The sequence below is a fragment of the Streptomyces sparsogenes genome (assembly GCF_001704635.1).
In the GTDB taxonomy this organism is placed as follows: Bacteria; Actinomycetota; Actinomycetes; order Streptomycetales; family Streptomycetaceae; genus Streptomyces; species Streptomyces sparsogenes.
On sequence record NZ_MAXF01000032.1, the window covers coordinates 29,970 to 55,194 of the forward strand.

At 72.5% G+C, this 25,225-nt stretch carries 16 protein-coding genes; 10 read left to right on the forward strand and 6 right to left on the reverse strand.

The annotated features are described in order from the left end of the window. The first annotated feature begins 8 nt into the window (after positions 1-8). Positions 9-593, forward strand: coding sequence for a Uma2 family endonuclease (locus BBH68_RS06975; protein WP_065959790.1), 585 nt, complete (start codon positions 9-11; stop codon positions 591-593). Positions 594-602: 9 nt separating this feature from the next. On the opposite strand, the gene BBH68_RS06980 is transcribed toward BBH68_RS06975, so the two are convergent. The 3 genes from BBH68_RS06980 to BBH68_RS06990 are packed head-to-tail and all read right to left on the reverse strand — an operon-like array spanning position 603 to position 3,384. Then, a complete protein-coding gene (locus tag BBH68_RS06980; protein ID WP_065959792.1) occupies positions 603-1,634 on the reverse strand; it encodes an ABC transporter substrate-binding protein in 1,032 nt (343 codons plus the stop codon). Positions 1,635-1,682: 48 nt separating this feature from the next. Next, positions 1,683-2,579, reverse strand: a complete 897-nt coding sequence (locus tag BBH68_RS06985; RefSeq protein WP_245737930.1) for an ABC transporter permease — start codon at positions 2,577-2,579, stop codon at positions 1,683-1,685. After that, on the reverse strand, positions 2,572-3,384 hold the full coding sequence (locus tag BBH68_RS06990; RefSeq protein ID WP_065959794.1) for an ABC transporter ATP-binding protein: 813 nt from the start codon (positions 3,382-3,384) through the stop codon (positions 2,572-2,574). The genes BBH68_RS06985 and BBH68_RS06990 overlap by 8 nt, the downstream gene beginning before the upstream one ends. Positions 3,385-3,610: 226 nt before the next feature. Between BBH68_RS06990 and BBH68_RS06995 the strand changes: the two genes are divergently transcribed. Together BBH68_RS06995 and BBH68_RS07000 are read left to right on the forward strand one after the other, a co-directional pair. Continuing rightward, positions 3,611-5,419, forward strand: coding sequence for a sensor histidine kinase (locus tag BBH68_RS06995; RefSeq protein ID WP_065959820.1), 1,809 nt, complete (start codon positions 3,611-3,613; stop codon positions 5,417-5,419). Continuing rightward, positions 5,416-6,111: a response regulator gene (locus BBH68_RS07000; RefSeq protein WP_065959795.1), complete on the forward strand. Its 696-nt coding sequence runs from the start codon at positions 5,416-5,418 to the stop codon at positions 6,109-6,111. The genes BBH68_RS06995 and BBH68_RS07000 overlap by 4 nt, the downstream gene beginning before the upstream one ends. A 45-nt stretch (positions 6,112-6,156) precedes the next feature. Here BBH68_RS07000 and sbnB read toward each other — a convergent pair whose 3' ends face one another. Both sbnB and BBH68_RS07010 read right to left on the reverse strand, forming a co-directional pair. After that, positions 6,157-7,164, reverse strand: a complete 1,008-nt coding sequence (gene sbnB / locus BBH68_RS07005) for a 2,3-diaminopropionate biosynthesis protein SbnB (RefSeq protein ID WP_065959798.1) — start codon at positions 7,162-7,164, stop codon at positions 6,157-6,159. A 142-nt stretch (positions 7,165-7,306) separates the two neighbouring features. After that, a complete protein-coding gene (locus BBH68_RS07010) occupies positions 7,307-9,547 on the reverse strand; it encodes an MMPL family transporter (RefSeq protein WP_065959799.1) in 2,241 nt (746 codons plus the stop codon). Between the two features lie 282 nt (positions 9,548-9,829). Between BBH68_RS07010 and BBH68_RS07015 the strand changes: the two genes are divergently transcribed. After that, positions 9,830-10,795 carry an ATP-binding cassette domain-containing protein gene (locus BBH68_RS07015; protein ID WP_065959801.1) on the forward strand — a complete coding sequence of 322 codons (966 nt, stop codon included), beginning with the start codon at positions 9,830-9,832 and terminating at the stop codon, positions 10,793-10,795. Further along, on the forward strand, positions 10,792-11,637 hold the full coding sequence (locus BBH68_RS07020; RefSeq protein ID WP_065959803.1) for an ABC transporter permease: 846 nt from the start codon (positions 10,792-10,794) through the stop codon (positions 11,635-11,637). The genes BBH68_RS07015 and BBH68_RS07020 overlap by 4 nt, the downstream gene beginning before the upstream one ends. Positions 11,638-11,657: 20 nt before the next feature. Here the strand turns inward: BBH68_RS07020 and BBH68_RS07025 are convergent, their stop codons facing one another. Beyond that, positions 11,658-12,677, reverse strand: a complete 1,020-nt coding sequence (locus BBH68_RS07025; protein ID WP_079150845.1) for a helix-turn-helix domain-containing protein — start codon at positions 12,675-12,677, stop codon at positions 11,658-11,660. Between the two features lie 166 nt (positions 12,678-12,843). Here BBH68_RS07025 and BBH68_RS07030 point away from each other — a divergent pair, with 166 nt between their 5' ends. The 5 genes from BBH68_RS07030 to BBH68_RS07050 all read left to right on the forward strand — a co-directional run. Further along, positions 12,844-13,113: a hypothetical protein gene (locus tag BBH68_RS07030; protein WP_065959806.1), complete on the forward strand. Its 270-nt coding sequence runs from the start codon at positions 12,844-12,846 to the stop codon at positions 13,111-13,113. Positions 13,114-13,295: 182 nt separating this feature from the next. Continuing rightward, positions 13,296-13,568 carry a hypothetical protein gene (locus tag BBH68_RS07035; RefSeq protein WP_065959807.1) on the forward strand — a complete coding sequence of 91 codons (273 nt, stop codon included), beginning with the start codon at positions 13,296-13,298 and terminating at the stop codon, positions 13,566-13,568. Between the two features lie 38 nt (positions 13,569-13,606). Further along, positions 13,607-14,605 carry a 2,3-diaminopropionate biosynthesis protein SbnA gene (gene sbnA, locus BBH68_RS07040; RefSeq protein WP_065959810.1) on the forward strand — a complete coding sequence of 333 codons (999 nt, stop codon included), beginning with the start codon at positions 13,607-13,609 and terminating at the stop codon, positions 14,603-14,605. Between the two features lie 2 nt (positions 14,606-14,607). After that, positions 14,608-22,611: a non-ribosomal peptide synthetase gene (locus tag BBH68_RS07045; protein ID WP_065959812.1), complete on the forward strand. Its 8,004-nt coding sequence runs from the start codon at positions 14,608-14,610 to the stop codon at positions 22,609-22,611. Beyond that, positions 22,608-25,225: non-ribosomal peptide synthetase (locus tag BBH68_RS07050; RefSeq protein WP_141712963.1), on the forward strand; the 2,618-nt coding region annotated here is incomplete at its 3' end. The genes BBH68_RS07045 and BBH68_RS07050, both read left to right, overlap by 4 nt.

The following is a 25,225-nucleotide window of genomic DNA, read 5'->3' on the forward strand; positions in this document are numbered from 1 at the left end:
GGGGCAACATGACGGTTATGACCGAGCGCACGTCTTACACGCTGCTTGAGGCCTTCGAGGAGTTGGCCTCTACGTCGCGCGAATCCGTCAGGTTGGAGTTCATCAACGGACGGATCGGGGAGAAATGCGTGGCCGACGGGGATCACGAGACGATCATCATGTGGCTGCTCAGGCAGTGCATGCAGAGTCGTCCGGAGCTCGACCTGCATACGTCGCAGGGGCTGAAGGTCGGGGAGTACCGCAAGGGCCGGGCACGTCCGGATGGCTCGCTGGCGCCCATCGCGCACTTCGCAGGGCACGGTGAGTGGGCCGACCCAGACGGGGTCCTGATGACCGTCGAGGTCACGTCGTACGACTATGACACCGACCGCCGCGACCGCGTAGAGAAGCCCGCTGCCTATGCGGCCGCGGGCATCCCCGTCTACCTCCTCGTGGACCGTGACGCCTGCGCGGTCATCGTCCACACCAACCCCGACCCGAAGAGCGGCTGCTACCTCGACATCCACCGGGCACCCTTCGGGGAGCAGGTCGTGATCCCCAAGCCGGTCGGCATCACGCTCGACACGGACATCCTGAAGGCCTACGTCCGCTGAGGCCCGGTGTCAGCCCGCCTTCTTCACGAACTCCGTGGTGTAGGTCTTGCCGAGGTCGACCTTGGCGTTCTTCAGGTTCGGGTTGAAGGACTTCAGGACGCGCTCCACGGTCGCCGGGCCGTCCGCCGGCATGACGCCGTCCTTGGTGAACATCGGCAGGGTGGACTTGATCGCCTGGGCGTACAGCTCCTTGCCGCCCTGGGCGTAGTCGGCGGGCATCTTGGCGGCGATTTCCTCGGGGGTGTGGGTGGACATCCACTTGAGGGTCTTCACGAACGCGTTGGCCAGCTTCTGGACCGTGTCCTTGTGGCTGTTCACCCAGGACGTGTTCATGTAGAGGCTGGAGGAGGGGTACGGGCCGCCGAGGGCGGCCTTGGAGCCCTCGGGGGTGCGCATGTCGAGGAGGATCTTGCCGAGCTTCTGGTCCATGATCTGGGCGACGGTGGGGTCGGTGGTCATGCCGCCCTGGATCGAGCCCTGCTTCAGGGCCGCGATGAAGGTCTGGCCCGCCCCGACCGCGACCGGGGTGAACTCGCTGGTCTCTACCCCGCTGTTGACGGCCAGGTACTTGGTGAGGAAGTCGGTGGAGGAGCCGAGGCCGGTGACGCCGAGCTTCTTGCCCTTGAAGTCCTTGGGCGAGGCGATCTCGCCCGCGGCCTTGTTGGAGACGATCTCGACCTCGCCGGGGGCGTGGGAGAACTGCACGACGGACTCCACCTGCTTGCCCTTGACCTGGAGGTCCAGCGTGTGGTCGTAGAAGCCGACCGCGCCCTGCACCTCGCCGGCCACCAGTGAGGTTTCGGCCTGGACACCGGCGGGCTCGGTGAGGAGCTGGACGTCGAGGCCCTCGTCCTTGAAGTAGCCGAGCCGCTGGGTGAGCATCGCGGGCAGGTAGATGACCTTGTCCAGGCCACCCACCATGATCTTGACCTTGCCGTCCTTGCCGTCCCCGCCGGAGGCGTCGCTGCCGCAGGCGGTGAGGGTGGTCAGGGTGAGCGCCGCGGCGACGGCCGCCGCGGAGATCTTGGCATAGCTGCGCATGTCACGTCCTTGGGAGAGGGGAAAACGGAGGGGAGAGAGAGGGGTACGTCAGCCGTCGGCGCCGGGCTGGGCCGGCTTCCAGCGGAAGAGCCGCCTCTCCAGGAAGGTCAGCAGGCCCTCGGCCAGCAGGGCCACGACGGCGAGGATCACCATCGCCGCGTACACCCCGGCCGCGTTGAACGTGGACTGCGAGGTGGCGACCAGCAGCCCGATCCCCTTCGTGGCGCCGATGTACTCGCCGACGATCGCGCCGATCAGCGCGAAGCCGAAGCTGACGTGCAGGCTGGTGAAGATCCACGAGGTGGCGGCGGGGATCACGACCTGCAGCGTGACCTGGCGGTTGCTCGCGCCGAGGATGCGGGAGTTGGCCACCAGATTGCGGTCGACCTCCCGGGCGCCCTGGAAGGCGTTGAAGAAGACGGGGAAGAAGACCAGCACGACCGCCGAGGCGACCTTCGAGGCCGGTCCGAGGCCGAACCAGATGAGGAAGATCGGGGCGAGGACGATCCGGGGCAGCGCGTTGAGCACCTTGATGTAGGGGCCGAACACGTCGGCGAGGAAGCGGGCCCGGCCGAGGCCGATGCCGAGGACGACGCCCGCGGCCACGCCGATGGCCCAGCCGATGAGCGCTTCCTGGAGCGTGGCCCAGACCTGTTCCCACAGCGGGCCCTGCGCGGTGCCGTGCAGGATCCACTCCTTCAGCTGGTCCCAGACCTTCGAGGGCATCGAGAAGTTGAACGGGTCGATGACCGAGGTACGGGCGGACCACTCCCACAGCCCCAGGACCGCGACCAGCACCAGCGCGCGGGTGGACTGCACGAGGATCGCGCGTTTGCGGGCGGCCCGTGCCCTGGCGGTCGTACGGTCGGTGGGCCCTTCCTTGCCGATGCCGTGCTTGCCGATGCCCTGCTTGACGGGGGTGGCGGCTGCCGTGGCCTCAGGCATGCGAGGCTCCTCTCTCGCGGGTGATCCGCACCTCTTCGCCGAGCGAGGCCCAGATCTCGCGGTAGATCTCGATGAACCGGGGGTCGAGCCGCACCGACTCGACCTTGCGGGGCCTCGGCAGGTCGATCTCGAACACTTCCTTGACGGTGGCCGGGCCGGCGGTCATGACCACGACCTTGTCGGCGAGGGCGATGGACTCCTCCAGGTCGTGGGTGACGAAGACGACGGAGGCTCCGGTCCCGGACCACAGTTCGAGCAGTTCGTCGGACATCAGCGCCCGGGTCTGCACGTCGAGCGCCGAGAACGGCTCGTCCATGAGGAGGATCTCGGGGTCGTTGACGAAGGTGGCGGCGAGCGCGACGCGCTTGCGCTGGCCGCCCGACAGCTGGTGCGGATAGCGGTCCTCGAAGGACGAGAGCCCGACCCGGGCCAGCCACTCCCGCGCCCGCTCCTTGGCCTCCGCCTTCGGCACGCCGCGGAAGCGGGGGCCGGCCATCACGTTGGACAGCACGCTGCGCCAGGGGAAGACCGCGTCCTGCTGGAAGACGAAGCCGACCTTGGACCCGATGCCGCGGACCGGCTCGCCGGCCACCAGCACATCGCCCTCGGTGGGCTCCTCCAGTCCGCTGACGAGGGTGAGTGTCGTGGACTTCCCGCATCCGGTGGGGCCGACCACGGCGACGAACTCGCCCCGCCCGACGGTCAGGTCCAGATCCCTGACGGCGGTGTGGAGGCCCCCGGACGGCGTCCGGAACACCTTGCTCGTGCCCCGCAACTCGATGGCAGGGCCGGTGTGTCTGCTCATGGCCGAGGAGGCTAGGAGTGGAGCGGACCACACCGGCAGCCTTAAGGGCACAACGCGCTCTTGTGCGCGCAAACCCCGTTCTGCTCGTTTAGCTCGCGCTACGGCAACGAATCCGCTACGGACCCTGGGCAACCGGCGCGGAGCACCCTTACCGTGCGATGGCAGCGAGGTAAACGGAATAGCTCATACCGCTTGCGCGGAGGGCCTGGAGACAGGGGTGACCGAGGTGCGGATCCGCTGGCCCAGACGTGTCTCCGCCCAGGTGCTGGCCGTGCAGCTGACCCTCACCGCCGGGGTGATGGTGCTCGCCACCGGGCTCTTCCTCGCCCCGCTCAGCTCCGAGATCGACGACCAGGCCATGCACAAGGCGCTCTCCATCGCCCAGGCCACCGCCGCCGACCCCGACCTCGCCCACGATCTGCTGACCACCGCGCCGAGCGCGCGGGGGCCGGTGCAGCGGAAGGCCGAGCGGATCCGCCGGGCCACCGGGGCGCTGTACGTGGTGGTGCTGGACCGGCGTGGGGTGCGCTGGTCGCACACCACCACCGCGCGCATCGGCGAACACGTCTCCACCGACCCGGGGGCAGCGCTCTCCGGACAGCAGATCATGCAGATCGACGTCGGCACCCTGGGCCGCTCGGCCCGCGCCAAGGTGCCGCTGCGCACCGCCGACGGGAAGATCGTCGGCGCGGTGTCGGTCGGCATCGGCTACGGCAGCGTCCGCGACCAGTTGCTCGCCACCGTGCCCCGGCTGCTGCGGTACGCGGGCCTGGCGCTCGGCGTGGGCGTGCTGGCCGCGATCGGCGTCTCACGCAGCCTGCACCGCCGTACGCATGGGATCGCGTTCGCCGACATCTCGGCGCTGCTCGACGAGCGCGAGGCCATGCTGCACGGCATCCGCGAGGGCGTGGTCGCCTTCGACCGGGAGGGCCGGATCCGCCTGATCAACGACGAGGCGCGGCGGCTGCTCGGCGTCGGCGCGGACGCCACCGGCCGCACCCTGGAGGAGGCGCTGCCCCCGGGCCGTACCACGGAGGTGCTGGCGGGACGGGCCGACGGGGCGGATCTGCTGACCGTCAGCGGCGGCCGGGTCCTGGTGGCCAACCGGATGCCGACCAAGGACGGCGGCGCGGTGGCGACGCTGCGCGACCGCACCGAACTGGAGCTGCTGGGCCGGGAGCTGGACTCCACCCGCGGACTCCTGGACGCCCTGCGCGCCCAGGACCACGAACACGCCAACCGGCTGCACACCCTGCTCGGACTGCTCGAACTCGGGCTCCACCAGCGGGCGGCGGAATTCATCTCCGGGCTCACCGACACCCATCGGGCCTCCGCCGAGCAGATCTCCGAGCGGGTGCGCGACCCGCTGCTCTCGGCGCTGCTCGTCGGGAAGGCCGCCATCGTGGCGGAGCGCGGGGCGTCCCTGCGCGTGTCGCCCCAGACCCTGCTGACCGAGCGGGTGGTCGACCCGCGCGATCTGGTGACCGTGCTCGGCAACCTGGTCGACAACGCGCTGGACGCCGTGGCCTCACCGCCCCGCCCCGACCCGTTCATCGAGGTCGAGCTGCGCGCCGAGGGCACCACGGCCGTGCTGCGCGTCAGCGACAACGGCCCGGGCGTGCCGCCCGGGATGCGCGAACAGATTTTCGCCGAGGGCTGGTCCACCAAGCGGGCCCCCTCGTCCTCGGCGCCGTCCCCGCGCGGCCGGGGCATCGGTCTGGCCCTGGTGCGGCGGCTCGCCGAGCGGTACGGCGGGATGGCCCGGGTCACCGCCCGGGCGGGCGGGGGCGCGGTGTTCACCGTCATCCTGCCCGAGGCACTCGATCCGGACCCAGCCCGTACCGACGGAGCCCGCACCCCGGACCCGGATCTGACCCCGGACCCGGACCTGACCTCGGCCCCGGATCTGACCACCGCCCCGGACCTGACCACCGCCCCGGGCCTGACCACCGCCCCGGGCCCGGCCCCGGGCGGCGACACGCGCGCGGACCACATCCCCGTCCAGCAGCTCACCACAGCGGGAGAGTCACGATGATCGACGTCCTCGTCGTGGACGACGACTTCCACGTCGCAGAGATCAACTCCGCGTATGTGGCCCAGGTGCCCGGCTTCCGGGTCGCCGCCCGCGCCCATACCGCCGCCCAGGCCCTGGCGACCCTGGAACGCACCCATGTCGACCTCGTCCTGCTCGACCACTACCTGCCCGACGAGACCGGGCTGACCCTGGTCCGGCGGATGCGGCAGCTCGGCCACCACGCGGATGTGATCATGGTGACGGCGGCCTGCGATGTCGCCACCGTCCAGGCCGCCATGCGGTACGGCGCGTTGCAGTACCTGGTCAAGCCGTTCAACTTCGCGGGGCTGCGCGTCAAGCTCGACGGCTATACGACGCTGCGCCATACGCTCGAGGGGGTCGGCGGGCGCGGTGAGACGGGCCAGGAGCGGGTGGACCGGATCTTCGGCGCCTTCCGGACCGCCGACGCCACCGCCCGCTCCGCGCTCCCCAAGGGCCACTCCGCGCCGACGGTCGACCTCATCCGCCGCGCCCTGGGCCAGGCCGACCGTCCGCTCTCCGCCCACGAGGTCGCCGAGCGCACGGGGATCAGCCGCTCCACCGCGCAGCGCTATCTCAAGTACCTGGAACACGCGGGGCGGATCAGCCTCAGCCTCAAATACGGCGACACCGGCCGCCCCGAACACCGTTACTCCTGGGTGGCGGTGAACTGATCCGGGCGGCCGGTGGCGGAGTTCCCGGGTGGCCGGGCGGCGGGGCTACCAGCGGGTGGTCTCGCCGAAGAAGTCGTCGATGGCGATGGCCTCGCCCGCCTCGGTGGCGGCGCGGTAGACGTGGGCGCCGACCGCGAGGTCGAGCACGCCGAGGCCGAAGGGCGAGAAGATCACGGGCTTGTCGGGGCGCGTGGTGACCTCGCCGCGGATGTGCTGGGCGAGAGTGCCGGTGATGAAGTCGCGGTTGCCGTACTTCTGCTCGGCCAGGTGGGGTGAGGTGTTGGCCTTGAGGCAGTGGTCGATGTCGTCGACGATGTTGTACGAGTCGTGGACGATCTCGGGGCCGATGTCGCGCAGGGAGATGTTGAGGACCACCTGCCCGGGGGCGAAGGCGCGCGGGTCGAGGATGTAGGGCTCGCCGGCGGTGGTGGCCAGGACGACCACGTCGGCCACGTCCAGGGCGGTGCGCAGGTCGTCGGTGGTCTCGGCGCGGTAGCCGAGGGAGTCGGTGGCGTAGCCGGCGAGGGCCCGGCCGTACTCGGGGTGCTGGTCGTGGACGACGAGGGTGTCGACGGACCATTCCTGGGCGGCGAAGAACTCGAGGATGTTGCGGGCGATGATGCCCGCCCCGACCACCGTGAGCCGGCGGGCGGTGCGGCCGCCGGTGAGCTGTTCGGCGGCGAGGACGGCGGAGGCCGCGGTGCGGGCGGCGCTGATCTGGGAGGCTTCGAGGAGGGCGAACGGGTAGCCGGTGGCGTAGTCGTTGAGGAGCAGGGCGGCGGAGGCGCGGGGGATGCCGTGGCTGATGTTGCCCGGGAAGCTGCCGATCCACTTGATGCCGGCGACATCGTGCTTGCCGCCCAGGTAGGCGGGAAGGGCGATGATGCGGGCGTCGGGCTTGTCGGGGAAGCGCAGGAAGTAGCTGTCCGGGTTGACGGAGTCGCCCTCGTCGTGGGTCAGATAGGTCTCCCTCACCTCCCGCACGATCTCCCGGCGGCTGCGGCCGATGATGTCGCGGGCCGTTCTGCCGCCGATCACGCTGAACTCGAACACGGGTTTCCCTTCCGGTCGTTGGCGGGCTGGTTGCGGTGGTGACATGGCGGGCGGGGCCGACGCGTGGCCGGCCACCGCCCGTCCGTCGTTCTGCATTCCGGTGTTCTGTCTGTGTCGGGCTCGTGGGTGGTCAGGTGGGTGGTCAGTAGGTGACCGGCACGCCCTGCGTTTCCCGGGCCGCCACGTTGCCCGGGCCCGCCTGGTGTGTCCCGGCGGGGCGGGACTTGCGGAGGAAGCCGGGGGCGGCCCAGTTGGCCTTGCCCAGCAGGGCCATCACGGAGGGCAGCAGGATCGCCCGGACGACGGTGGCGTCGAGCAGGACGGCCACCGCCAGGCCCACGCCCAGCTGCTTGAAGTCCTGCATGGCGAGGGTGCCGAAGACCGCGAACACCGCCACCATGATCAGGCCGGCGCTGGTGACCACCCCGGCGGTGGAGCGGATGCCGTGGGCGATGGCGTCGCGGGTGGTGGCCCCGCGGTCGTAGGCCTCGCGGATCCGGGAGACCACGAACACGTGGTAGTCCATCGAGAGGCCGAAGAGGACCACGAAGACGAACAGCGGCATCCAGGACTCCAGGGCGCCCGGGGCCTCGGTGCCGACCAGGGAGGCGCCCCAGCCGTGCTGGAAGACGGCGGTCATCACGCCGTACGCGGCGCCCACCGACAGCAGGTTGAGGACGATCGAGGTCAGCGCGATGACCGGGGACCGGAAGGACACCAGCATCAGCAGGAAGGTCACGCCCATCACGAAGGCGAAGACCGGGACGATGCTGCTCTTGAGCTGGTCGTTGTAGTCCTCGGAGAAGGCCAGGTCACCGCGGACCAGGGCGGTGGTGCCGGAGACCTTGCCCAGGGTGTCGGGGATCAGGGTGGAGCGCAGTTCCCCGAGGGCCTTCTTGGAGGTGGCGTCGCTGCCGTTGCCGACCAGCGGGACGCTGATCTCGGCGATGTTCTGCTTGGCGTGGACCGTGACGTCGATCTGCTTGCCGGTCTGCCCGGAGGCGAGCGCCGCCTTCTTGAAGTCGGCGATGGCCTGGGTGACCTTGGGCGAGTCGATGTCGTCGGACTCGACCACCACGCCGGCCGGGGCGGGCGCGCCGGGGAACTCCTTTCCGATCCGTTCCGAGACGGACACCATCGGGTTGTCGGCGGGGAGCAGCTTGTCGGTGCCGAGCTTCTCGGTCTTCATGCCCAGGGCGGGGGCGGCGAGGGCCAGCAGCAGGGCGGCGCCCAGCAGGGCGAACACCCCGGGCCTGGCGAGCACCCCGCGCAGCAGGGCGTTGTTGCGGCGGCCGGCGCCGGTCGCGGCGGCCGCGGCGCGGGCCTGGCGGCGGCGGCCGATGAACGGGATGCGGCCCTTCTCGACCTTGTCGCCGAGCATGGCCATCATGGCGGGCAGGACGGTCATGGAGCCGAGCACCGCGATCAGGACGACCTCGATGGTGGCGAAGGCGAAGCCCTTGAACACGGTCAGCCCGGACAGGAACATGCCGGCCATGGCGACCACCACGGTGATGCCGGAGATCAGCACCGAGTGTCCGGAGGTGGCGGCGGCGATGTGCAGGGCGGTGTCCCGGTCGCGTCCCGCGGCGCGCTCCTCCCGCTCGCGGCGCAGGTAGAACAGGCAGTAGTCGACGCCGACGGCCAGGCCCATGAGGAACATCACGGAGCTGGTCATGCCGTCGACCGGCACCACCTGGCTGGTCAGGGCCAGCAGGCCCATGGCGCCCACGCAGGCGGTGGCGGCGAGCAGCACCGGCAGCACGGCGGCCACGAAGGCGCCGAAGACGACCAGCAGGATGCCGAGGGCGACCGGCAGGGCGGTCATCTCGGCCCGGGCGAAGTCCTCGCCGAGGCTGTCGTTGATGCCCTTGAGGCCGGTGGCGGCGCCGTACTGGCCGAGTGTCACCGAGGCCTGGGCCTTGTCGGTCTTCTCGACGGCGTCGATGACGGGCTGGATGCGGTCGGCCGCGGTGTCCGGGTCGCCCTTGACGTCGTACTGGATGAGCGCGGAGTGCTTGTCCTCGGAGACCACGGGTGTGGTGTTCGGGTCGTGGAGGTTGGTGACCAGGCCGGTCGCCTTGATGGCGTTCACCGTGGCGGTGACGGCGCCCCGGAACTCGGCGTCGTCGGCGGTGAGTTTGTCGCTGTGCACCAGGACCAGCTCCGCGGCGAGCGGTGCCAGGTCGGCGTCCTGGAGGATGCGCTCGGCCCGGCCGGAGTCGCCGGTGCCGTAGTCCGCGTTGGTCAGGGTCTTCTGTCCCGCGGCGCCGCCCACGACGGTGACCAGGACGACCAGGACGATCCAGCCGAAGACGGCGGTCTTCCGGTGGCGGGCGCTCCAGTCACCGAGCGCGGCGGCGAAATTTCGATGACGTGCCATTACCTCTCCTGCGGTCAGCGGCGTTTGCCCCGTAGCCGCGGAGGCCGTGGGGGATTGTTGAAAACGCTAGGCGCTGATCAGAGGCCATGGAGCCGGTGGAGCTTGCAGCAAGCTGCGGCTGCAGAGTACTGCCACCCGGATCCGGACATATCGGGCACCGGGCGTGCGATTCCGCTGCTACATTTCCCAGCAGATCAATACCCGAACTCCCACGTTTCGAAGGGAACGTTTCGAAGGGAATTCGGAATTCCATCGAAAGGGAAGGCTGGGAGAGGGGGATTCGTGGATATCGCCATCGCGGCAGAGAATCTTGGAAAGCGTTACGGAAACCACCAGGCGCTCGCGGGAGTGGATCTCGAGGTACGGGCCGGAACGGTGCTCGGGCTGCTGGGCCACAACGGCGCCGGCAAGACGACCACCGTCCGGGTGCTGGCCACGCTGCTGGAGCCGGACTCCGGCAGCGCCCGGGTCGCGGGCTTCGACGTCGTACGCGAACCGCGCGAGGTGCGGCGGCGGATCGGCCTGGCGGGCCAGTACGCGGCGGTGGACGAGCTGCTCACCGGCCGGGAGAACCTGGTCCTGCTGGGCACGCTGCTGCGGCTCGGCCGCCGGCGGGCCCGGCAGCGGGCGGACGAGCTGCTGACCGCGTTCGAGCTGACCGGGGCCGCGGACCGCCCGGTGCGCACCTACTCGGGCGGGATGCGGCGCCGGCTGGACCTGGCGGCCTGTCTGATCGCCTCGCCGGCCGTGCTGTTCCTGGACGAGCCGACGACCGGCCTCGACCCGTCCAGCCGGATGGTGCTGTGGCAGATGGTCCGCGAGCAGGTCGCCCAGGGGGTGACCGTGCTGCTGACCACGCAGTACCTGGAGGAGGCGGACTACCTCGCCGATCAGATCATGGTGTTCGCGGCCGGCCGCACCCTCGCCGAGGGCACCCCGGACGAGCTCAAGCAGAAGGTCGGCGAGGAATGGCTGGAGGTGGCCGTCGCCACCGCCGGGGACCTGCCCGCGGCGCTCGCCGCGCTGGGCCCGGTGGCCGTGGCCAGCCCCACCGTGGACGAGACGGGCCACCGGATTTCCGTCCAACTGGCGGACAGGATGGGCGCCATCGCGGCCGCCGCCACGGCGCTGGAGGGCAGCGGGGCAGATGTCGTCGACTTCGCGCTGCGCCGGCCCTCGCTCGACGACGTGTTCTTTCACCTCACCGGCGAGAACAACAAGACCACCACCGCGGAGGACGGCTCATGAGCGGCGTGACGGCATCGGCGGCCCGGCCCCGGGCGGGCGCGGGCGGGTCGGCCGGGATCGGGGACGTGCTGGCCCTGACCGGCCGGCATCTGAGGCATCTGCGCAGAACACCGGAGAAGCTCATCGCGGTGGCCCTGACCCCGGTGGCCATGGTGGTGATCCTCGGCTATCTGTTCGCCAGTGTTATCACGATCAAGGACAGCGGCGGTGTCGAATACCACGACTACGTCATGGCCGGGGTGTTCGCCCAGATCGGGCTCACCTGTGTCGGCATCACCGCGCTCGGCGTGGCCTCCGACCTGGGCAAGGGCCTGATCGACCGGTTCCGCTCGCTGCCGATGGCCCGCTCCTCGGTGCTGGTCAGCCACACCGCGGCCGACCTCGTCCCGGCGGCGGTCAGCATGGTGGCGGTGGCGGGCATCGGCCTGCTGGTCGGCTGGCGCACCGACGCCGGTGTGCTGTCCGTGGCGGGCGGCTTCGCGCTGCTGCTGGCCTTCGCCTACGCGATGCTGTGGCTCGGCGCGCTGCTGGGGATGGTGCTGCGCAACATGGAGGCCATCAACGGCATCTCGGCGCTGACGCTGGTCATCCTCTCGTTCATGTCCAACTCCTTCATGCCGCTGTCCGGCCTGCCCGGCTGGCTGCGCACGGTGGTGGAGTGGAACCCGGTCAGCTCGGTGTCCGAGGCCTGCCGGGTGCTGTGGGGCAACGCGCCCGCCTCCAGTGGCGGCAGCCTGCCGATGCAGCATCCGGTGCTGGTCTCGGTCATCACGGTGGCCGCGCTGATCGCCGTACTGATCCCGGTGGCCCTGCGGACCTTCCGCACGGCAGCCGCGCGCTGACCATGGCGGGCCGCCGCCGGTCAGTCCGGTACCGCAGACCCGTCCACGCTGCCTTGCAGCCAGCCGCGCTCGCCGGCGATCACACCGGCCTGGAACCGGCTGCGGGCGCCGAGCTGGGTCATCAGTTCCGCGGTGATCCGGCGGGCGGTCCGCACCGAGATGCCCATCTTGCGGGCCACCACCTCGTCGGTGTGGCCCTGGGCCAGCAGGCTCAGCACGGCGCGGGCCTGGCTGGTGAGGCCGGTGTCCTCGTCGCGCCGCCGGGTGGCGCCGAAGGGCGGGGCGTCTTCCCAGATGTGCTCGAACAGCGCGCACAGGGCGGAGACCAGCCCCGAGCCACGCAGCAGCAGCGCCCCGACCGCGGTGTTGTCGGGGTTGCTGGGCACCACGGCGGCCCGCCGGTCGAAGACGACCATGCGCAGCGGCAGCGAGGGGGCCACCCGGACCCGGCAGCCGAGCTGGGTGAGCCAGTCCAGGTAGGACACCGTCTGGGGGTGGTTGATCACGCTCTCCAGATAGACGCAGCGCATGTGCACACCGCGCTCCAGGAGGGCCTGGTCGATCGGCTTGCTGGCCTGCCGGGACTCGGCCGACTGCCCCCCGCCGGTGGTGAACTCCATGATCTCGGAGGTGCAGTCATGGGCCAGCTCCTCGAGCCGGACCCGGACCATGTCGATGCCGTTCAGCTCCTCGACGTCCACGCGGCGCCGGTTCTGGACGGAGTCGACGTACTCGGCGACGATCTTGCTGATCGCGAGCCGGCCGGAGGTGATCTCCTGCTGCCGCTGGGTCAGTTCGACCTCCTGGCGGGCCAGCAGGGACACCAGGCTGATCTCCGGATTGACCAATAAGAGCCCGCCGGGCCGCTGGTCCGACTGGCGCACCAGGGAGAGCCTGGCCAGTTCGTCCAGGGCGCCCCTGACCTGCTCCTCACTCCAGCCGAGCTGCGCGGCCAGCCCCGATACGCCGAGTTCGGGCTTGCCCAGCATGGCTCGGTAGACGCTCTCGGCCGCGGAACTGACACCGAGGATCTCCAGCACGTGTGTACCCCCTCGCCCCCCGCGCCCCCGCGCGTGATCGAAACCCACCCGTACGTCCCGATCATCATTCTCTCGCATGTTACGGCACGAACGGGGCCCGTCCGGGCAGCAGTTGAGTAATTCACCAGTTCTTCGGCAGCCAGGCATCGAGCCGTGAGAGGTGGCCATGTACATCGTCATGGGACGCATGGTGCGCGGCCGTACCATCGTGGACGCAGGGCAGCTACGAGCTTTGGTGTACGCCGCCGCCGAACCGGAGGACGGCCTGGAGCACGTCTACGCCGAGACCGATCTCGAGGGTGCCGGCACCGTCCTCTTTCTGTGCGCCACTTCCGCGGAGCGGGCCGAGGCCACCGCGGTCCGTATCGTGGACCGTCTGCTCGCTCAGGATGAACTCCGCGGCTGGGAGTGGGAAGGCCGTCGAGGCGAAGCCTAGGGAATTCCCAAATCCCCTCTGGCATTCTCCGGCCATCGCAGGACCCTGACAGCGTGAACACATGACACCGGGTCTACGGGCGGTACAGACTCTTATCACCGGACGAGAATTCGAAACCCATTCTGGAATTCTCGGTTCCGACGACTCGAGAGTAACCACTCCCCAGAGAAAAGGGAATACTCATGGCTGCCGCCAATCACTCCCCGGCCCACTCCCCGGCCCACTCCCCGGCCCGCATGAACGCCTTCATCTCGCTCGCTTTCGGAGCCGTCATTCTCGCGACCGCCTCGGGCGCGCAGGGCGTCGGCTGGGACAGAGCGGCGGCCTCCGTTCCGGAGGTCGGCTGGGACAACGTCGTCGCCTCTCCCGGGGTCGGGTGGGACCGGGGCGCGGGCCAGGACCCCGACGTCGGCTGGGACATCGCGGCCGGCAAGCAGGACGTGGGCTGGGACTAGCGGCGATACGGCGATACGGCGATCAGGGGGAAGGTCTCGTGCCCATCATCACGACGCCGCAGGAGTTCAACGAGGAGGACCTCTTCGTGGACCTGCGGGAGATGTTCGGTTATCCGCTCTACCTGAAGTGCGAGGGATTCAACTTCGCCGGATCGGTGAAGCTCAAGGCCGCCGCGTCCATGATCGAGGCAGCGGAACGCGGCGGGCTCCTGGGCCCCGAAACGATCCTGGTCGAGTCCTCTTCGGGAAACCTCGGTATGGCGCTCAGCGTGATCGCCGCGGCCAAGGGCTACCGGTTCATCTGCGTGGTGGACTCACGGACCAACCTGTCCACGCGGCAGGTCATCGAATCGCTGGGCAGTGAGGTGCACGTCATCACCGAACCGTCCGCCACCGGCGGGTTTCTGGGGGCGCGCCTCGATTTCGTACGGGGCCTTTGCAGCACGGACCCGCGTTACGTCTGGCTCAACCAGCACGCCAACCAGAACAACTGGAAGGCGCACTACCGCACCACCGCGCCCGCCATCGAAAAGCAGTTTCCCGACCTGGACGTGCTGTTCGTCGGAGCGGGCACCACGGGCACGCTGATGGGCTGCGCGCGCTACTTCAAGGAGCAGCCGAACTCCCCCGTCACGGTCGTCGGCATCGACAGCGTCGGCTCGGTCACCTTCGGCGCGCCGGCCGGCCCCCGGATGGTCCCCGGCCTGGGCGCCGGTGTCCGGCCCGCCCTGTTCGACCAGCGGTACATCGACGACATGGTGCTGGTCCCCGAGATCGACACCATCCGCACCTGTCACACCCTGGCCCGCGGCGGCTTTCTGTTCGGCGGCTCCACGGGCACCGTCGTCAACGGCGCCGTCACGTGGCTGGCCGAGCACCGACCCGGCCAGGACGTCACCGCCGTGGCCATCTCGCCCGATCTCGGCGACCGCTACCTGGACACCATCTACCGGCCCACCTGGGTCCAGGACGTCTACGGCCTGGACGCGCTTGAGCCGGCTCCCCGTCCGGGCGCCGTCACTTCAGGAGTGCACTGACGATGAGAGAGACCGCCCTTTTCGAACTGCCGCTCTCCGGTGCGCAACGGGAGATGTGGTACGCGCAGCAGCTCGACCCCGGCAACCCCGTGTTCACCATGGCCGACCACCTCGACCTGGACGGCCCGCTGGACCTGGCGCGGCTCGAGCGCGCCTGGTGGCGGCTGATCCACGAGACCGAGTGTGTCCGGGCCCGGTTCACCGAGCGCGACGGCGAGCCCGTGCAGACCATCCACCCGCTGGGCGAACGGACGCTCGCGGTACGGGACTTCCGCGCCGCCACCGACCCCGACGCCGCCTCCCGCCACCGGATGCGCGAGGACCTGCGGCTGCCCTCCTCCCTGGGCGGCGACGCGTTCCACAGCGAGCTGCACCTGCTGGGACCGCGTCGGGTGCGGCTGTACGCCCGCGCCAACCACATCCAGATGGACGGCTTCAGCCGCGCGGTGTTCTACCAGCGGCTGACCGTGCTGTACGCGAACGAACCCGGGAACGCCCGCGACGACGGACCGGAAACGGGCGCCCTGCCGCCGCTGGCCGAGCTGCTCGCCGACGAGCAGGCGTACCACGCCTCCCCGGCCCACGCCCGCGACGCGCGCTTCTGGTCCGGGCGGTTCGACACCGCCCCGGAGCCGACCCGGCTGTCCCGGCGGCGCCCGGCGGCCGCCCGCCACACCCTGCGCCGCACCGCCCCGCTGCCCGGGTCCACCGTGGCGCGGCTGGGCGAGCTGGCCTGGGCGGCGCGGGTCACCTGGCCCACGACGCTGATCGCGGCCACCGCCGCGTGGGCCGCCCGGGCCAGTGGCGACGGGGAGGTGCTGCTGACCCTCCCGGTGCCCGCCAGGACGGGGGCCACCGCCCGGGCCGTGCCCGGGATGCGCGCCAACTTCCTGCCGCTCGCCCTGAGCGTGCGCCCCTCGATGACCCGCGACGAGCTGCTGCGGCACACCGCGGCCGAGCTGCGGGCCACCGTGCGCCACCAGCGGTACCGCGGCGACGAGCTGCGGCGCGAGCTGGGCTTCACCGGCGAGGCGGACGCCACCTTCGGGCCCACGGTCAATGTGCTGGAGTCCGGGGCGGACTACGCCTTCGGCGAGGGGTGCACGGGCCGGCTGCACAACCTGTCCACCGGCCCGGTGCCCGATCTGCAGATCGTCTACCTGGACACGCCGGGCGACGGCTGGACGGTCCGCCTGGACGCCAACCCCAGCCTGTACACCGACGCCGAGCTGACCGCCCACCAGGACCGGCTGCTCGCCGCCATCGAGGCCTTCGCACACGGCGCCGACGACCTGCCGCTGGGCCGGGTCGACGTCACCCTGCCCGCCGAGCGCCGGCGGCTGCTGGTCGACTGGAACGCCACGACACGCACCGGCGGCTTCACCGACGTGGTCGAGCGGGTACGGGAACTCGCCGGGCTGACCCCGCACGCCACGGCCGTGGACGACGGCGCCAACCGGCTGAGCTACGCCGAGCTGGTCGCCCGCGCCGACGCCCTCTCCCGCACCCTGACCGGCGCCGGGCTCACCACCGGTTCGCTGGTCGCGCTGGCCGCGGGGCCCGGCGCGGCCTTCGTGACCGCGGTGCTCGGGGTGCTGGGCGCGGGGGCGGCGTGGGTGCCGCTGGACGTACGGGCCCCGGTGGCCCGGGGGGCCTCCCTGCTGGCCGACAGCGGCGCGGGGGCGCTGCTGTTCGGCGCGGACCAGGAGGAGTTCGCCCACCAGGTGCTTGCCGCGTGCGGCAAGTGGCCGCGGGTGATCCAGCTGGGTGGCGGAGCCGGAAGCGGTGGCGCGGAGGGCTCCGGGAATGCCGCGGCGGATCTTCCACCGGTGGCGGGCCAGGGCGACGACCTGGCTTACGTGATCTTCACCTCGGGCTCCACCGGCCGTCCCAAGGGCGCGATGGTCCACCGCCACGGCATGGTCAACCACCTCCTCGCCAAGGTCGAGGACCTGGATCTGACCGCCGACGACTCGGTGGTCCACAACGCGCCGGTGACCTTCGACATCTCCATCTGGCAGATGTTGTCCGCGCTCGTCGTGGGCGGCCGCACCCGGGTGGTGTCCCGCGAGGTGGCGGGCGACCCGCAGGCGCTGTTCGGCCTGGCCGACGCCGAGCGGATCACCGTGCTGGAAGTGGTGCCCTCGCTGCTGCGGGTGGCGCTGGACGAGTGGGACGCGGGGGCGGCCCGGCCGGAGCTGGCCGCGCTGCGCCACCTGGTGGTCACCGGGGAGACCCTGCCGGTGGACCTGTGCCGCCGCTGGCTCGCGTACTATCCCGGGATTCCGCTGGTCAACGCGTACGGGCCGACCGAGTGCTCGGACGATGTGACCCACGCCTTCATCCGCTCCGAGGACGACCTGGGCCCGGTGCGGGCGCCGATCGGCTCGGCGGTGCGCAACACCAGCCTGTACGTCCTCGGCGACGGGCTGCGCCCGGTGCCCGCCGGGGTGCCGGGCGAGCTGTACGTCGGGGGGTTCGGCGTCGGCCGCGGCTATCTGGACGACTCGCGCCGCACCGCGCTGGTGTTCGTCGCCGACCCGTACTCGCCGGTGCCCGGCGCGCGGATGTACCGCACCGGCGACCGGGTGGTGCACCGGCCGGACGGGCAGCTGGAGTTCCTGGAGCGCGTCGACCACCAGGTCAAGATCCGCGGCCATCGCATCGAGCTGGGCGAGATCGAGGCCGTGCTGCGCGAGGTGCCCGGCGTCGTCGACGCCGTGGTGACCGTGGCCGTGGACCGCGAGGGCAACTCCCGGCTGGCGGCCTTCCTGTCCGGCCCGGCCGATGTGGTGGCCGCGCGGGACCGGGTGGCCGGCGCGCTGCCCGACTACATGGTGCCCGCGGCGTTCGTGGTGCTGGACGCCCTGCCGCTGACGGTCAACGGCAAGGTGGACCGCAAGGCGCTGCCGGAGCCGGACTTCGCCGCCGCCGCGGCGGGCTCGGGCCGCGCGCCGCGCAACCCGCGCGAGGAGGTGCTGTGCCAGCTGTTCGCCGATGTGCTGAACGTGGAGCGGGTGTCGATCGACGACGACTTCTTCGGCCTCGGCGGCCACTCGCTGCTCGCCACCAAGGTGGTCAGCCGGCTGCGGGTGCTGCTCGGCATCGAACTGCCCATCAAGGCCCTGTTCGACGCGCCCACCGTCGAGCGGCTCGCCGCCTCGCTGGACGGCGCCGCACGGGCGCGGCCCCCGCTCGTCGCGGTGGACCGCCCGGCCGAGCTGCCGCTGTCCTTCGCCCAGCAGCGGCTGTGGTTCCTCGGCCACCTCGACAACCGCGGCGCGACCTACCACCTGCCCCGGGCCCTGCGGCTGTCCGGCGAGCTGGACACCGCCGCGCTCGCCGAGGCGCTGGCCGACGTGGTCGCCCGCCACGAGAGCCTGCGGACGGTCTTCCCCGAGGCGGACGGGCGCGCCACGCAGGTCGTGCTGGCCCCCGAGGTGGCCAGGCCCGGCCTGCCGGTCACGGCGGCCACCGAGGACGGGCTGGCGCCGCTGCTGGCCGAGCGGGCGGCACGCCCCTTCGACCTGAGCGCCGAACTGCCGCTGCGGGCCGAGCTGTTCAGGCTCGACCCGGCGAGTGAGCCGAAGGGGCGCGACGCTGTCGAAAGGGAGAGCGCGCACAGGCCCCGAGGAACGAGGGGCCGAGCACGGTCGACCGTCGACAGCGGCTTTGGCGCCCCGGAGGCGAACCGAGCCGTGACAGGGGGGGAGGAACACGTACTGCTCGTCGTGCTGCACCACATCGCCGGTGACGGCTGGTCGGTGCTGCCGCTCGCGCAGGACCTCCGCGAGGCGTACGCGGCCCGGCTGCGCGGCCGGGCGCCCGCGTACCGTCCGCTGCCGGTCCAGTACGCCGACTACACGCTGTGGCAGCGGGAGCTGCTCGGCGACGAGAAGGACCCGGAGTCCCTGGCCGCGCGGCAGCTCGCCTTCTGGCGCGAGGCGCTGGCGGGCCTGCCGGACGAGCTGGAGCTGCCCACCGACTTCCCGCGCCCCGCGCTGCCCTCCTACCGGGGCGGCACCGTGGACTTCCGCCTGGAGCCCGAGCTGCGCGCGGCGGTCACGGGGCTGGCGCGGTCCACGGGGGCCAGCGTGTTCATGGTGTTGCAGGCCGCGCTGGCGGCGCTGCTGGCCAAGCTGGGCGCCGGGGAGGACATCCCGCTGGGCACGCCCGTGGCGGGGCGCGGCGAGACGGCGCTCGAGGGCCTGGTGGGCTTCCTCGTCAACACCCTGGTGCTGCGCACCGACGTGTCCGGCGATCCGACCTTCCGGGAGCTGGTGGGGCGGGCGCGCGCCGCGGACCTGGCGGCCTTCGACCACCAGGACGTGCCGTTCGAGGCGCTGGTGGATGCCGTGAGCCCCGCCCGCTCGCTGTCGCGGCAGCCGTTGTTCCAGGTGATGCTGGCCTTCCAGAACACCGCGCCCGCCGACTTCGGGCTGCCGGGCCTGACCACCACCATGGCCCCGGTGCCCACCGGCACCGCCCGCTTCGACCTGGCCTTCGAGCTGACCGAGGAGGACGGCCCCGAGGGCGCGCCCGGGGGCATCGCCGGGCAGCTGGAGTACAGCGCGGACCTGTTCACGGAGGCGAGCGCGGCGACGCTCGCCGAGCGCCTGGTGGAGCTGTTGCGCAAGGCCACGGCCGAGCCGGACCGGCCGCTGAGCCGGCTGGACGCCCTGCTGCCCGAGGAGTCCGCGCGCATCCTCGGCGCGTGGTCCGGCCGCGACGCCAAGGCACCCGGGGCGGCCACGCTCCCCGAGCTGTTCGCCGCCCGGGTGGCGCGGGACCCGGGCCGCACGGCGCTGCTGGCCACGGGCACGGGCCCGGTCACGTACGGGGAGCTGGACGAGCGGTCCAACCGGCTCGCGCACCATCTGATCTCGCTCGGTGTGGGCCCGGAGGACACCGTGGCGCTGGTGCTGCCGCGCACCGCCGAGGCGGTGGTCGCGGTGGTCGGGGTGCTCAAGGCGGGGGCGGCGTATCTGCCGGTGGACCCGGCGTATCCGCAGGACCGCGTGGACTATGTGATCGCGGACGCCCGGCCGGCGGCGGTGCTCACCACGGTGGAGCGGGCGGAGGCGTTCCAGCGCTCGGAGGGGATTCTCGCCCTGGACGCGCCGGAGACGGCCGCCCGGCTGGCCGCCGCGCCCGCGCACGCCCCGGCGGACGCCGACCGGCTGCGGCCGCTCGCGCCGCAGCACCCGGCGTACGTCATCTACACCTCGGGCTCCACCGGCCGCCCCAAGGGCGTGGTCGTGCCGCACGCCAATGTGGCGGTGCTGGCCGCGCAGGGCGAGCCGTTCGGGGTGCGGGAGGGCACCCGGGTGCTGCAGTTCGCCTCGTTCAGCTTCGACGCGGCCGCGTGGGAGGTGTGCACCTCGCTGCTGACCGGCGCGGTGCTGGTGCTGGCGGACGAGCGGGACCGGGCGCCGGGCGAGCCGCTCGCGGCGCTGATCGCCGAGGCCGGGATCGACGTGGTCTGCCTGCCGCCGACCGTGCTCTCCGCCTGGCCGGAGGAACTGCCCATGCCGGAGGGGATCACGGTCATCACGGCGGGCGAGGCCTGCCCGCCGGAGCTGGTAGAGCGGTGGTCGGCCGGGCGCCGGATGATCAACGCGTACGGGCCGACCGAGACCACCGTGTGCGCCACCGTCAGCGAGCCGCTCGCCGGGGCCGTGAAGCCGCCGGTCGGCCGCCCGCTGGCCGGCACCCGGGTCCGGGTGCTGGACGCGGCGCTGCGGCCGGTGCCGCCCGGGGTCACCGGGGAGCTGTACGTGTCGGGCGCCGGGCTGGCCCGCGGCTATCTGGGCCGGGCGCGGCTGACCGCCGAGCGGTTCGTCGCCGACCCGTACGGGGAGCCGGGCGCGCGGATGTACCGCACCGGGGACCTGGTGCGCTGGCTGCCCGACGGGACGCTGGACTACGTCGGCCGCTCCGACGACCAGGTCAAGCTGCGCGGCTTCCGGATCGAGCCCGGGGAGATCGAGAGCGCCCTGCTCGCGGACCCGGGTGTGGCCCAGGCCGCGGTGGTCGTGCGCTCCGACCGGCCCGGGGAGAAGCGCCTGGTCGGCTATGTCGTACCGGCCGGCGAGGAGGCGCCCGACGCGGCGCTGCTGCGGGAGCGGCTGGCCGGGCGGCTCCCGGACTACATGGTGCCCGCCGCGTTCGTCACGCTGGACGCGCTGCCGCTGACCGGCAACGGGAAGCTGGACCGCGCGGCGCTGCCCGCGCCCGACTTCACCGCCCGCGCCACCGGCCGGGCGCCGGTCACGGCGCAGGAGGAGACGCTGTGCCAGGTCTTCGCCGATGTGCTGGGCCTGGAGCGGGTGGGCGCCGACGACAGCTTCTTCGACCTGGGCGGCGACTCGATCGTCTCGATCCAGCTGGTGGGCCGGGCGCGCAAGGCCGGGCTGCTGATCACCGCGCAGGACGTGTTCACCCACCGCACCCCCGCCGCGCTCGCGGCCGCCGCCAAGCCCGCCACCGAACAGGTGGTGCTCGGCACGGACGACGGGGTCGGCACCCTGGCGCCCACCCCGATCGGGCTGTGGCTCCAGGAGCTTTCCCAGGGGGCCGAGTTCGCCGGGTTCCACCAGGCGGTGGTGGTCCGCACCCCGGCCGGCGCCAGCCAGGCCACCCTGGCCGCCGCGCTGCAAGCCCTGCTCGACCACCACGACGCGCTGCGGACCCGCCTGGAGGACACCGCCGGGGCGTGGTCGCTGCGGATCGCCGAGCCGGGCGCGGTGCGCGCCAAGGAGCTGCTCACCCGCGTCGGGGTGGCCTCGCTGCCCGAGGAGTCCTGGGCCGAGGCGGTGACCGGCTCGGCCGCCGCCGCCCAGTCCCGGCTCGACCCGCGCGAGGGCGTCATGGTCCAGGCGGTGTGGTTCGACGCGGGCCCGGGCCGCCCCGGGCGGCTGCTGCTGACCATGCACCACCTGGTCGTGGACGGGGTGTCCTGGCGGATCCTGCTGCCCGACCTGGCCCAGGCGTACGAGGCGGTCACCCACCGCACCCCGGTGGCGCTGCAACCGGTGGGCACCTCGCTGCGCCACTGGTCCGGCCTGCTGGCGGCCGAGGCGCGCACGGTGCGGCGCGGTGCGGAACTGCCGTACTGGCGCGAGGTGGTGGCCACCCCCGATCCGCCGCTGGGCGGCCGCCGGCTCGACCGGGCCCGGGACACCACGGCCACCGCCCGCACCCTGCGGATGTCCCTGGACACCGCCACCACGGCGGCGCTGCTGACCGAGGTCCCGGCCGCCTTCCACACCGAGGCCAACGACGTGCTGCTGGCCGGGCTCGCGCTCGCGGTGGCCGACTGGAGGCGGCGCAGGGGCGAGGACAGCTCGGCGGTGCTGGTGGAGCTGGAGGGCCACGGGCGCGAGGAGTTCACGGCGGGGGTGGACCTGAGCCGGACCGTCGGCTGGTTCACCACCACCTGCCCGGTGCGCCTCGATCTGGGCGCAGTCGACTGGGCCGAGGCCTGGTCGGGCGGGCCCGCCGCCGGTCTCGTCCTCAAGGCGGTCAAGGAGCAGCTGCGGGCCCTCCCCGACCACGGCCTGGGCCACGGGCTGCTGCGCCGGCTGGCCCCGGACACCGCGCCCGAGCTGGTCGCCGCGGACCCGCCGCAGCTGGGCTTCAACTACCTGGGGCGGCTGCCCGCCCCGGTGGCCGAGGACTGGTCCGTCACGCCGGAGTCGGCGCTGGTGGCGGCCGGCACGGACCCGGACCTGCCGCTGCCGCACGTGCTCGGGCTCAACGCCCTGACCGAGGACGGCCCGGACGGGCCCCGGCTGGTCGCCGCCTGGACCTTCGCGGCGGACCTCCTGCCGGAGGACGACGCGCGGCACATCGCCGAGGCCTGGTTCCGCGCGCTGGCGGCCCTGGCCCTGCACGCCCAGAGCCCGGATTCGGGCGGGCACACCCCTTCCGATGTCGACCTGGTGGAGCTGAGCCAGGCCGAGATCGACGAGTTCGAAGACGAGATGGATGAGTGGTCCCTATGAGCGGAAATCCTATGCAGCCAGCGGGCGGAACCGCGCTCCGGCCGGCGAGACCGACCGCCAGGCGGTCCAACTTCCAGGACGTCCTGCCGCTGACCCCGCTCCAGGAAGGGCTGCTCTTCCACGCGGTGTACGAGCACCAGGCCGAGCTGGACGTGTACGCCGTCCAGCTGGTCCTGGACCTCGAGGGCCCGCTGGAGGCGGCCCGCCTCAAGGCCGCGGCCGGCGCCCTGCTGCGGCGCCACCCGAACCTGCGGGCGGCCTTCCGCTACCGCGGGAACGGCGACCCGGTGCAGCTGATCCCGCGCGCCGTCGAGGTTCCGTGGACCGAGACCGACCTCAGCGGCCTGGCGCCCGGGGAGCGGGCCGACGAGGCGCGGCGCCTGACCGACGAGGACCGGGTGCGCCGGTTCGACGTCCGCCGCCCGCCACTGCTGCGGTTCATCGTGATGGACCTGGGCGGAGGCGCCCACCGCGTGGTGCTGACCGCGCACCAGATGCTCTTCGACGGCTGGTCCATGCCGCTGATCGTGCGCGAGCTGTTCGTGCTGTACGGCGGGGACGCCGCCGGGAGCCTCACCCCCGCCACCCCGTACAAGTCGTATCTGGCGCACCTGGCCGGGCAGGACCGGGCCGCGGCCGAGGAGGCGTGGCGCGAGGCGCTGGCGGGGCTCGACGAGCCCACGCTGGTGGCCCCGGCGGCGACCGGGCGGGCGGCGGGCCTGCCCGCACACCACGCCGTGGAGCTGCCCGCGGCGTTCACCGCCGAGCTGACCGCCTGGGCGCGCGGCCGCGGCCTGACCCTGAACACCGTGGTGCAGGGCGCCTGGGCGGCCACCCTCTCCACCCTCACCGGGCTGCGCGACGTGGTGTTCGGCGGCACGGTCTCGGGCCGGCCGCCGGGGCTGCCCGGTGTGGAGACGATGGTCGGTCTGTTCATCAACACCCTGCCGGTGCGGGTGGACCTGGACCCGGCGCGCTCCTTCGCCGAGATCCTCACCACGCTCCAGGAGCGGCAGACCGGTCTGCTGCCCCACCAGCACCTGAGCCTCACCCGCATCCAGCAGACCGCCGGCGCCGGGGAGCTGTTCGACACCGTCCTGGTCTTCGAGAACTACCCGCTCGACCCGGCGCGGATGGAGCAGCCCGCGCCCGGGCTGCGCGTCACCGATCTCGCGGCCAAGGACGCCACGCACTACCCGCTGAGCCTGATGGCGCTGCCCGGCGAGCGGCTGCGGCTGGACCTCGGCTACGCGCCCGACCTGTACCCCGCCGAGGAGGCGGCCGCGGTCATGGACCGTCTCACGGGGCTGCTGCGCACCCTGCTCGACCACCCCGACCGGCCCTTCGGGCAACTGGACGCGCTGCTGCCCGGCGAGCGCGAGCGGGTCCTGGACCTGCCCGCCGACCCGGCGCCCGAGGACCCGTTCGCGGACGTGGTCGAGCGGGTGCGGGCGCTGGCCCACGAGCAGGCGGAGGCACCGGCCGTCACCGACGGCCGGGAGACCCTGAACTACGAGGAGCTGGTGGGCCGGAGCAGCGCCCTGACCCGGGAGCTGACCGGCCGCGGCATCGGCCCGGGCGCCCTGGTGGGCGTGCTCGCCGCGCCCGGGGCCCGCTTCGTGACGGCGGTGCTCGGCACGCTGGGCGCGGGCGCGGCGTGGGTGCCGCTGGACGTGACGGCGCCGATGGCCCGTACGGCCGCGCTGGTCGCCGACGCGGGGGTGGCGCTGCTGCTGACCGACGCCGAACACGCGGAACTCGCCTCGCAGGTGGGCGCGGGGCTCCCCGTGCTGACGGTGAACGGACACCGCGACGCGCCCGACGACCTCGCGCCCGTGGCCGGGGCGGGCGACGACCTGGCGTACGTCATCTTCACCTCCGGCTCCACCGGCCGCCCCAAGGGCGCGATGGTCCACCGCCGTGGCATGGTCAACCACCTGCTGGCGAAGGTGGCGGACCTGGACCTGACCGCGTGCGACACGGTGGTGCACAACGCGCCCGTCACCTTCGACATCTCGGTGTGGCAGATGCTGTCCCCGCTGGTCGTGGGCGGTCTGTTGCGGGTGGTGTCCAAGCGGACGGCGGCCGACCCGGCGGAGCTGTTCGGGATGGTCGGCCCGGAGCGGATCACCATCCTGGAGGTCGTGCCCTCGCTGCTGCGGGCGGCCCTCGACAGCTGGGACGCGGGCGCGCCGGTGCCGGACCTGACGCGGCTGCGCCGGCTGGTGGTCACCGGCGAGGCGCTGCCGGCCGAGCTGTGCCGCCGCTGGTTCGGCTGCTTCCCCGGCATTCCGCTGGTCAACGCGTACGGGCCCACCGAGTGCTCGGACGATGTCACCCACGCCGTGATCCGGGACGCCGGCGAGGTGCCCGGGGTGCGGGCGCCGATCGGGTCGGCGGTGCGCAACACCGGCCTGTACGTGCTCGACGACGGGCTGCGGCCGGTGCCCGCCGGGGTGCCGGGCGAGCTGTACGTCGGCGGGACCGGGGTGGGCCGCGGCTATCTGCGCGACCCGCGGCGCACCTCCGCCGTGTTCGTCGCCGACCCGTACTCGCCGGTGCCCGGCGCCCGGATGTACCGCACCGGCGACCGGGTGGTGCGGCGGGGCGGGCC

Excerpts from the sequence above, each read along its gene's own strand:
- BBH68_RS06990 (WP_065959794.1), bottom strand. The coding sequence starts at position 3,384 with ATGAGCAGACACACCGGCCCTGCCATCGAGTTGCGGGGCACGAGCAAG.
- BBH68_RS07020 (WP_065959803.1), top strand. The coding sequence starts at position 10,792 with ATGAGCGGCGTGACGGCATCGGCGGCCCGGCCCCGGGCGGGCGCGGGC.
- BBH68_RS07000 (WP_065959795.1), top strand. The coding sequence starts at position 5,416 with ATGATCGACGTCCTCGTCGTGGACGACGACTTCCACGTCGCAGAGATC.
- BBH68_RS06980 (WP_065959792.1), bottom strand. The coding sequence starts at position 1,634 with ATGCGCAGCTATGCCAAGATCTCCGCGGCGGCCGTCGCCGCGGCGCTC.
- BBH68_RS06975 (WP_065959790.1), top strand. The coding sequence starts at position 9 with ATGACGGTTATGACCGAGCGCACGTCTTACACGCTGCTTGAGGCCTTC.
- BBH68_RS06985 (WP_245737930.1), bottom strand. The coding sequence starts at position 2,579 with ATGCCTGAGGCCACGGCAGCCGCCACCCCCGTCAAGCAGGGCATCGGC.
- BBH68_RS07035 (WP_065959807.1), top strand. The coding sequence starts at position 13,296 with ATGGCTGCCGCCAATCACTCCCCGGCCCACTCCCCGGCCCACTCCCCG.
- BBH68_RS07030 (WP_065959806.1), top strand. The coding sequence starts at position 12,844 with ATGTACATCGTCATGGGACGCATGGTGCGCGGCCGTACCATCGTGGAC.
- BBH68_RS07010 (WP_065959799.1), bottom strand. The coding sequence starts at position 9,547 with ATGGCACGTCATCGAAATTTCGCCGCCGCGCTCGGTGACTGGAGCGCC.
- BBH68_RS07045 (WP_065959812.1), top strand. The coding sequence starts at position 14,608 with ATGAGAGAGACCGCCCTTTTCGAACTGCCGCTCTCCGGTGCGCAACGG.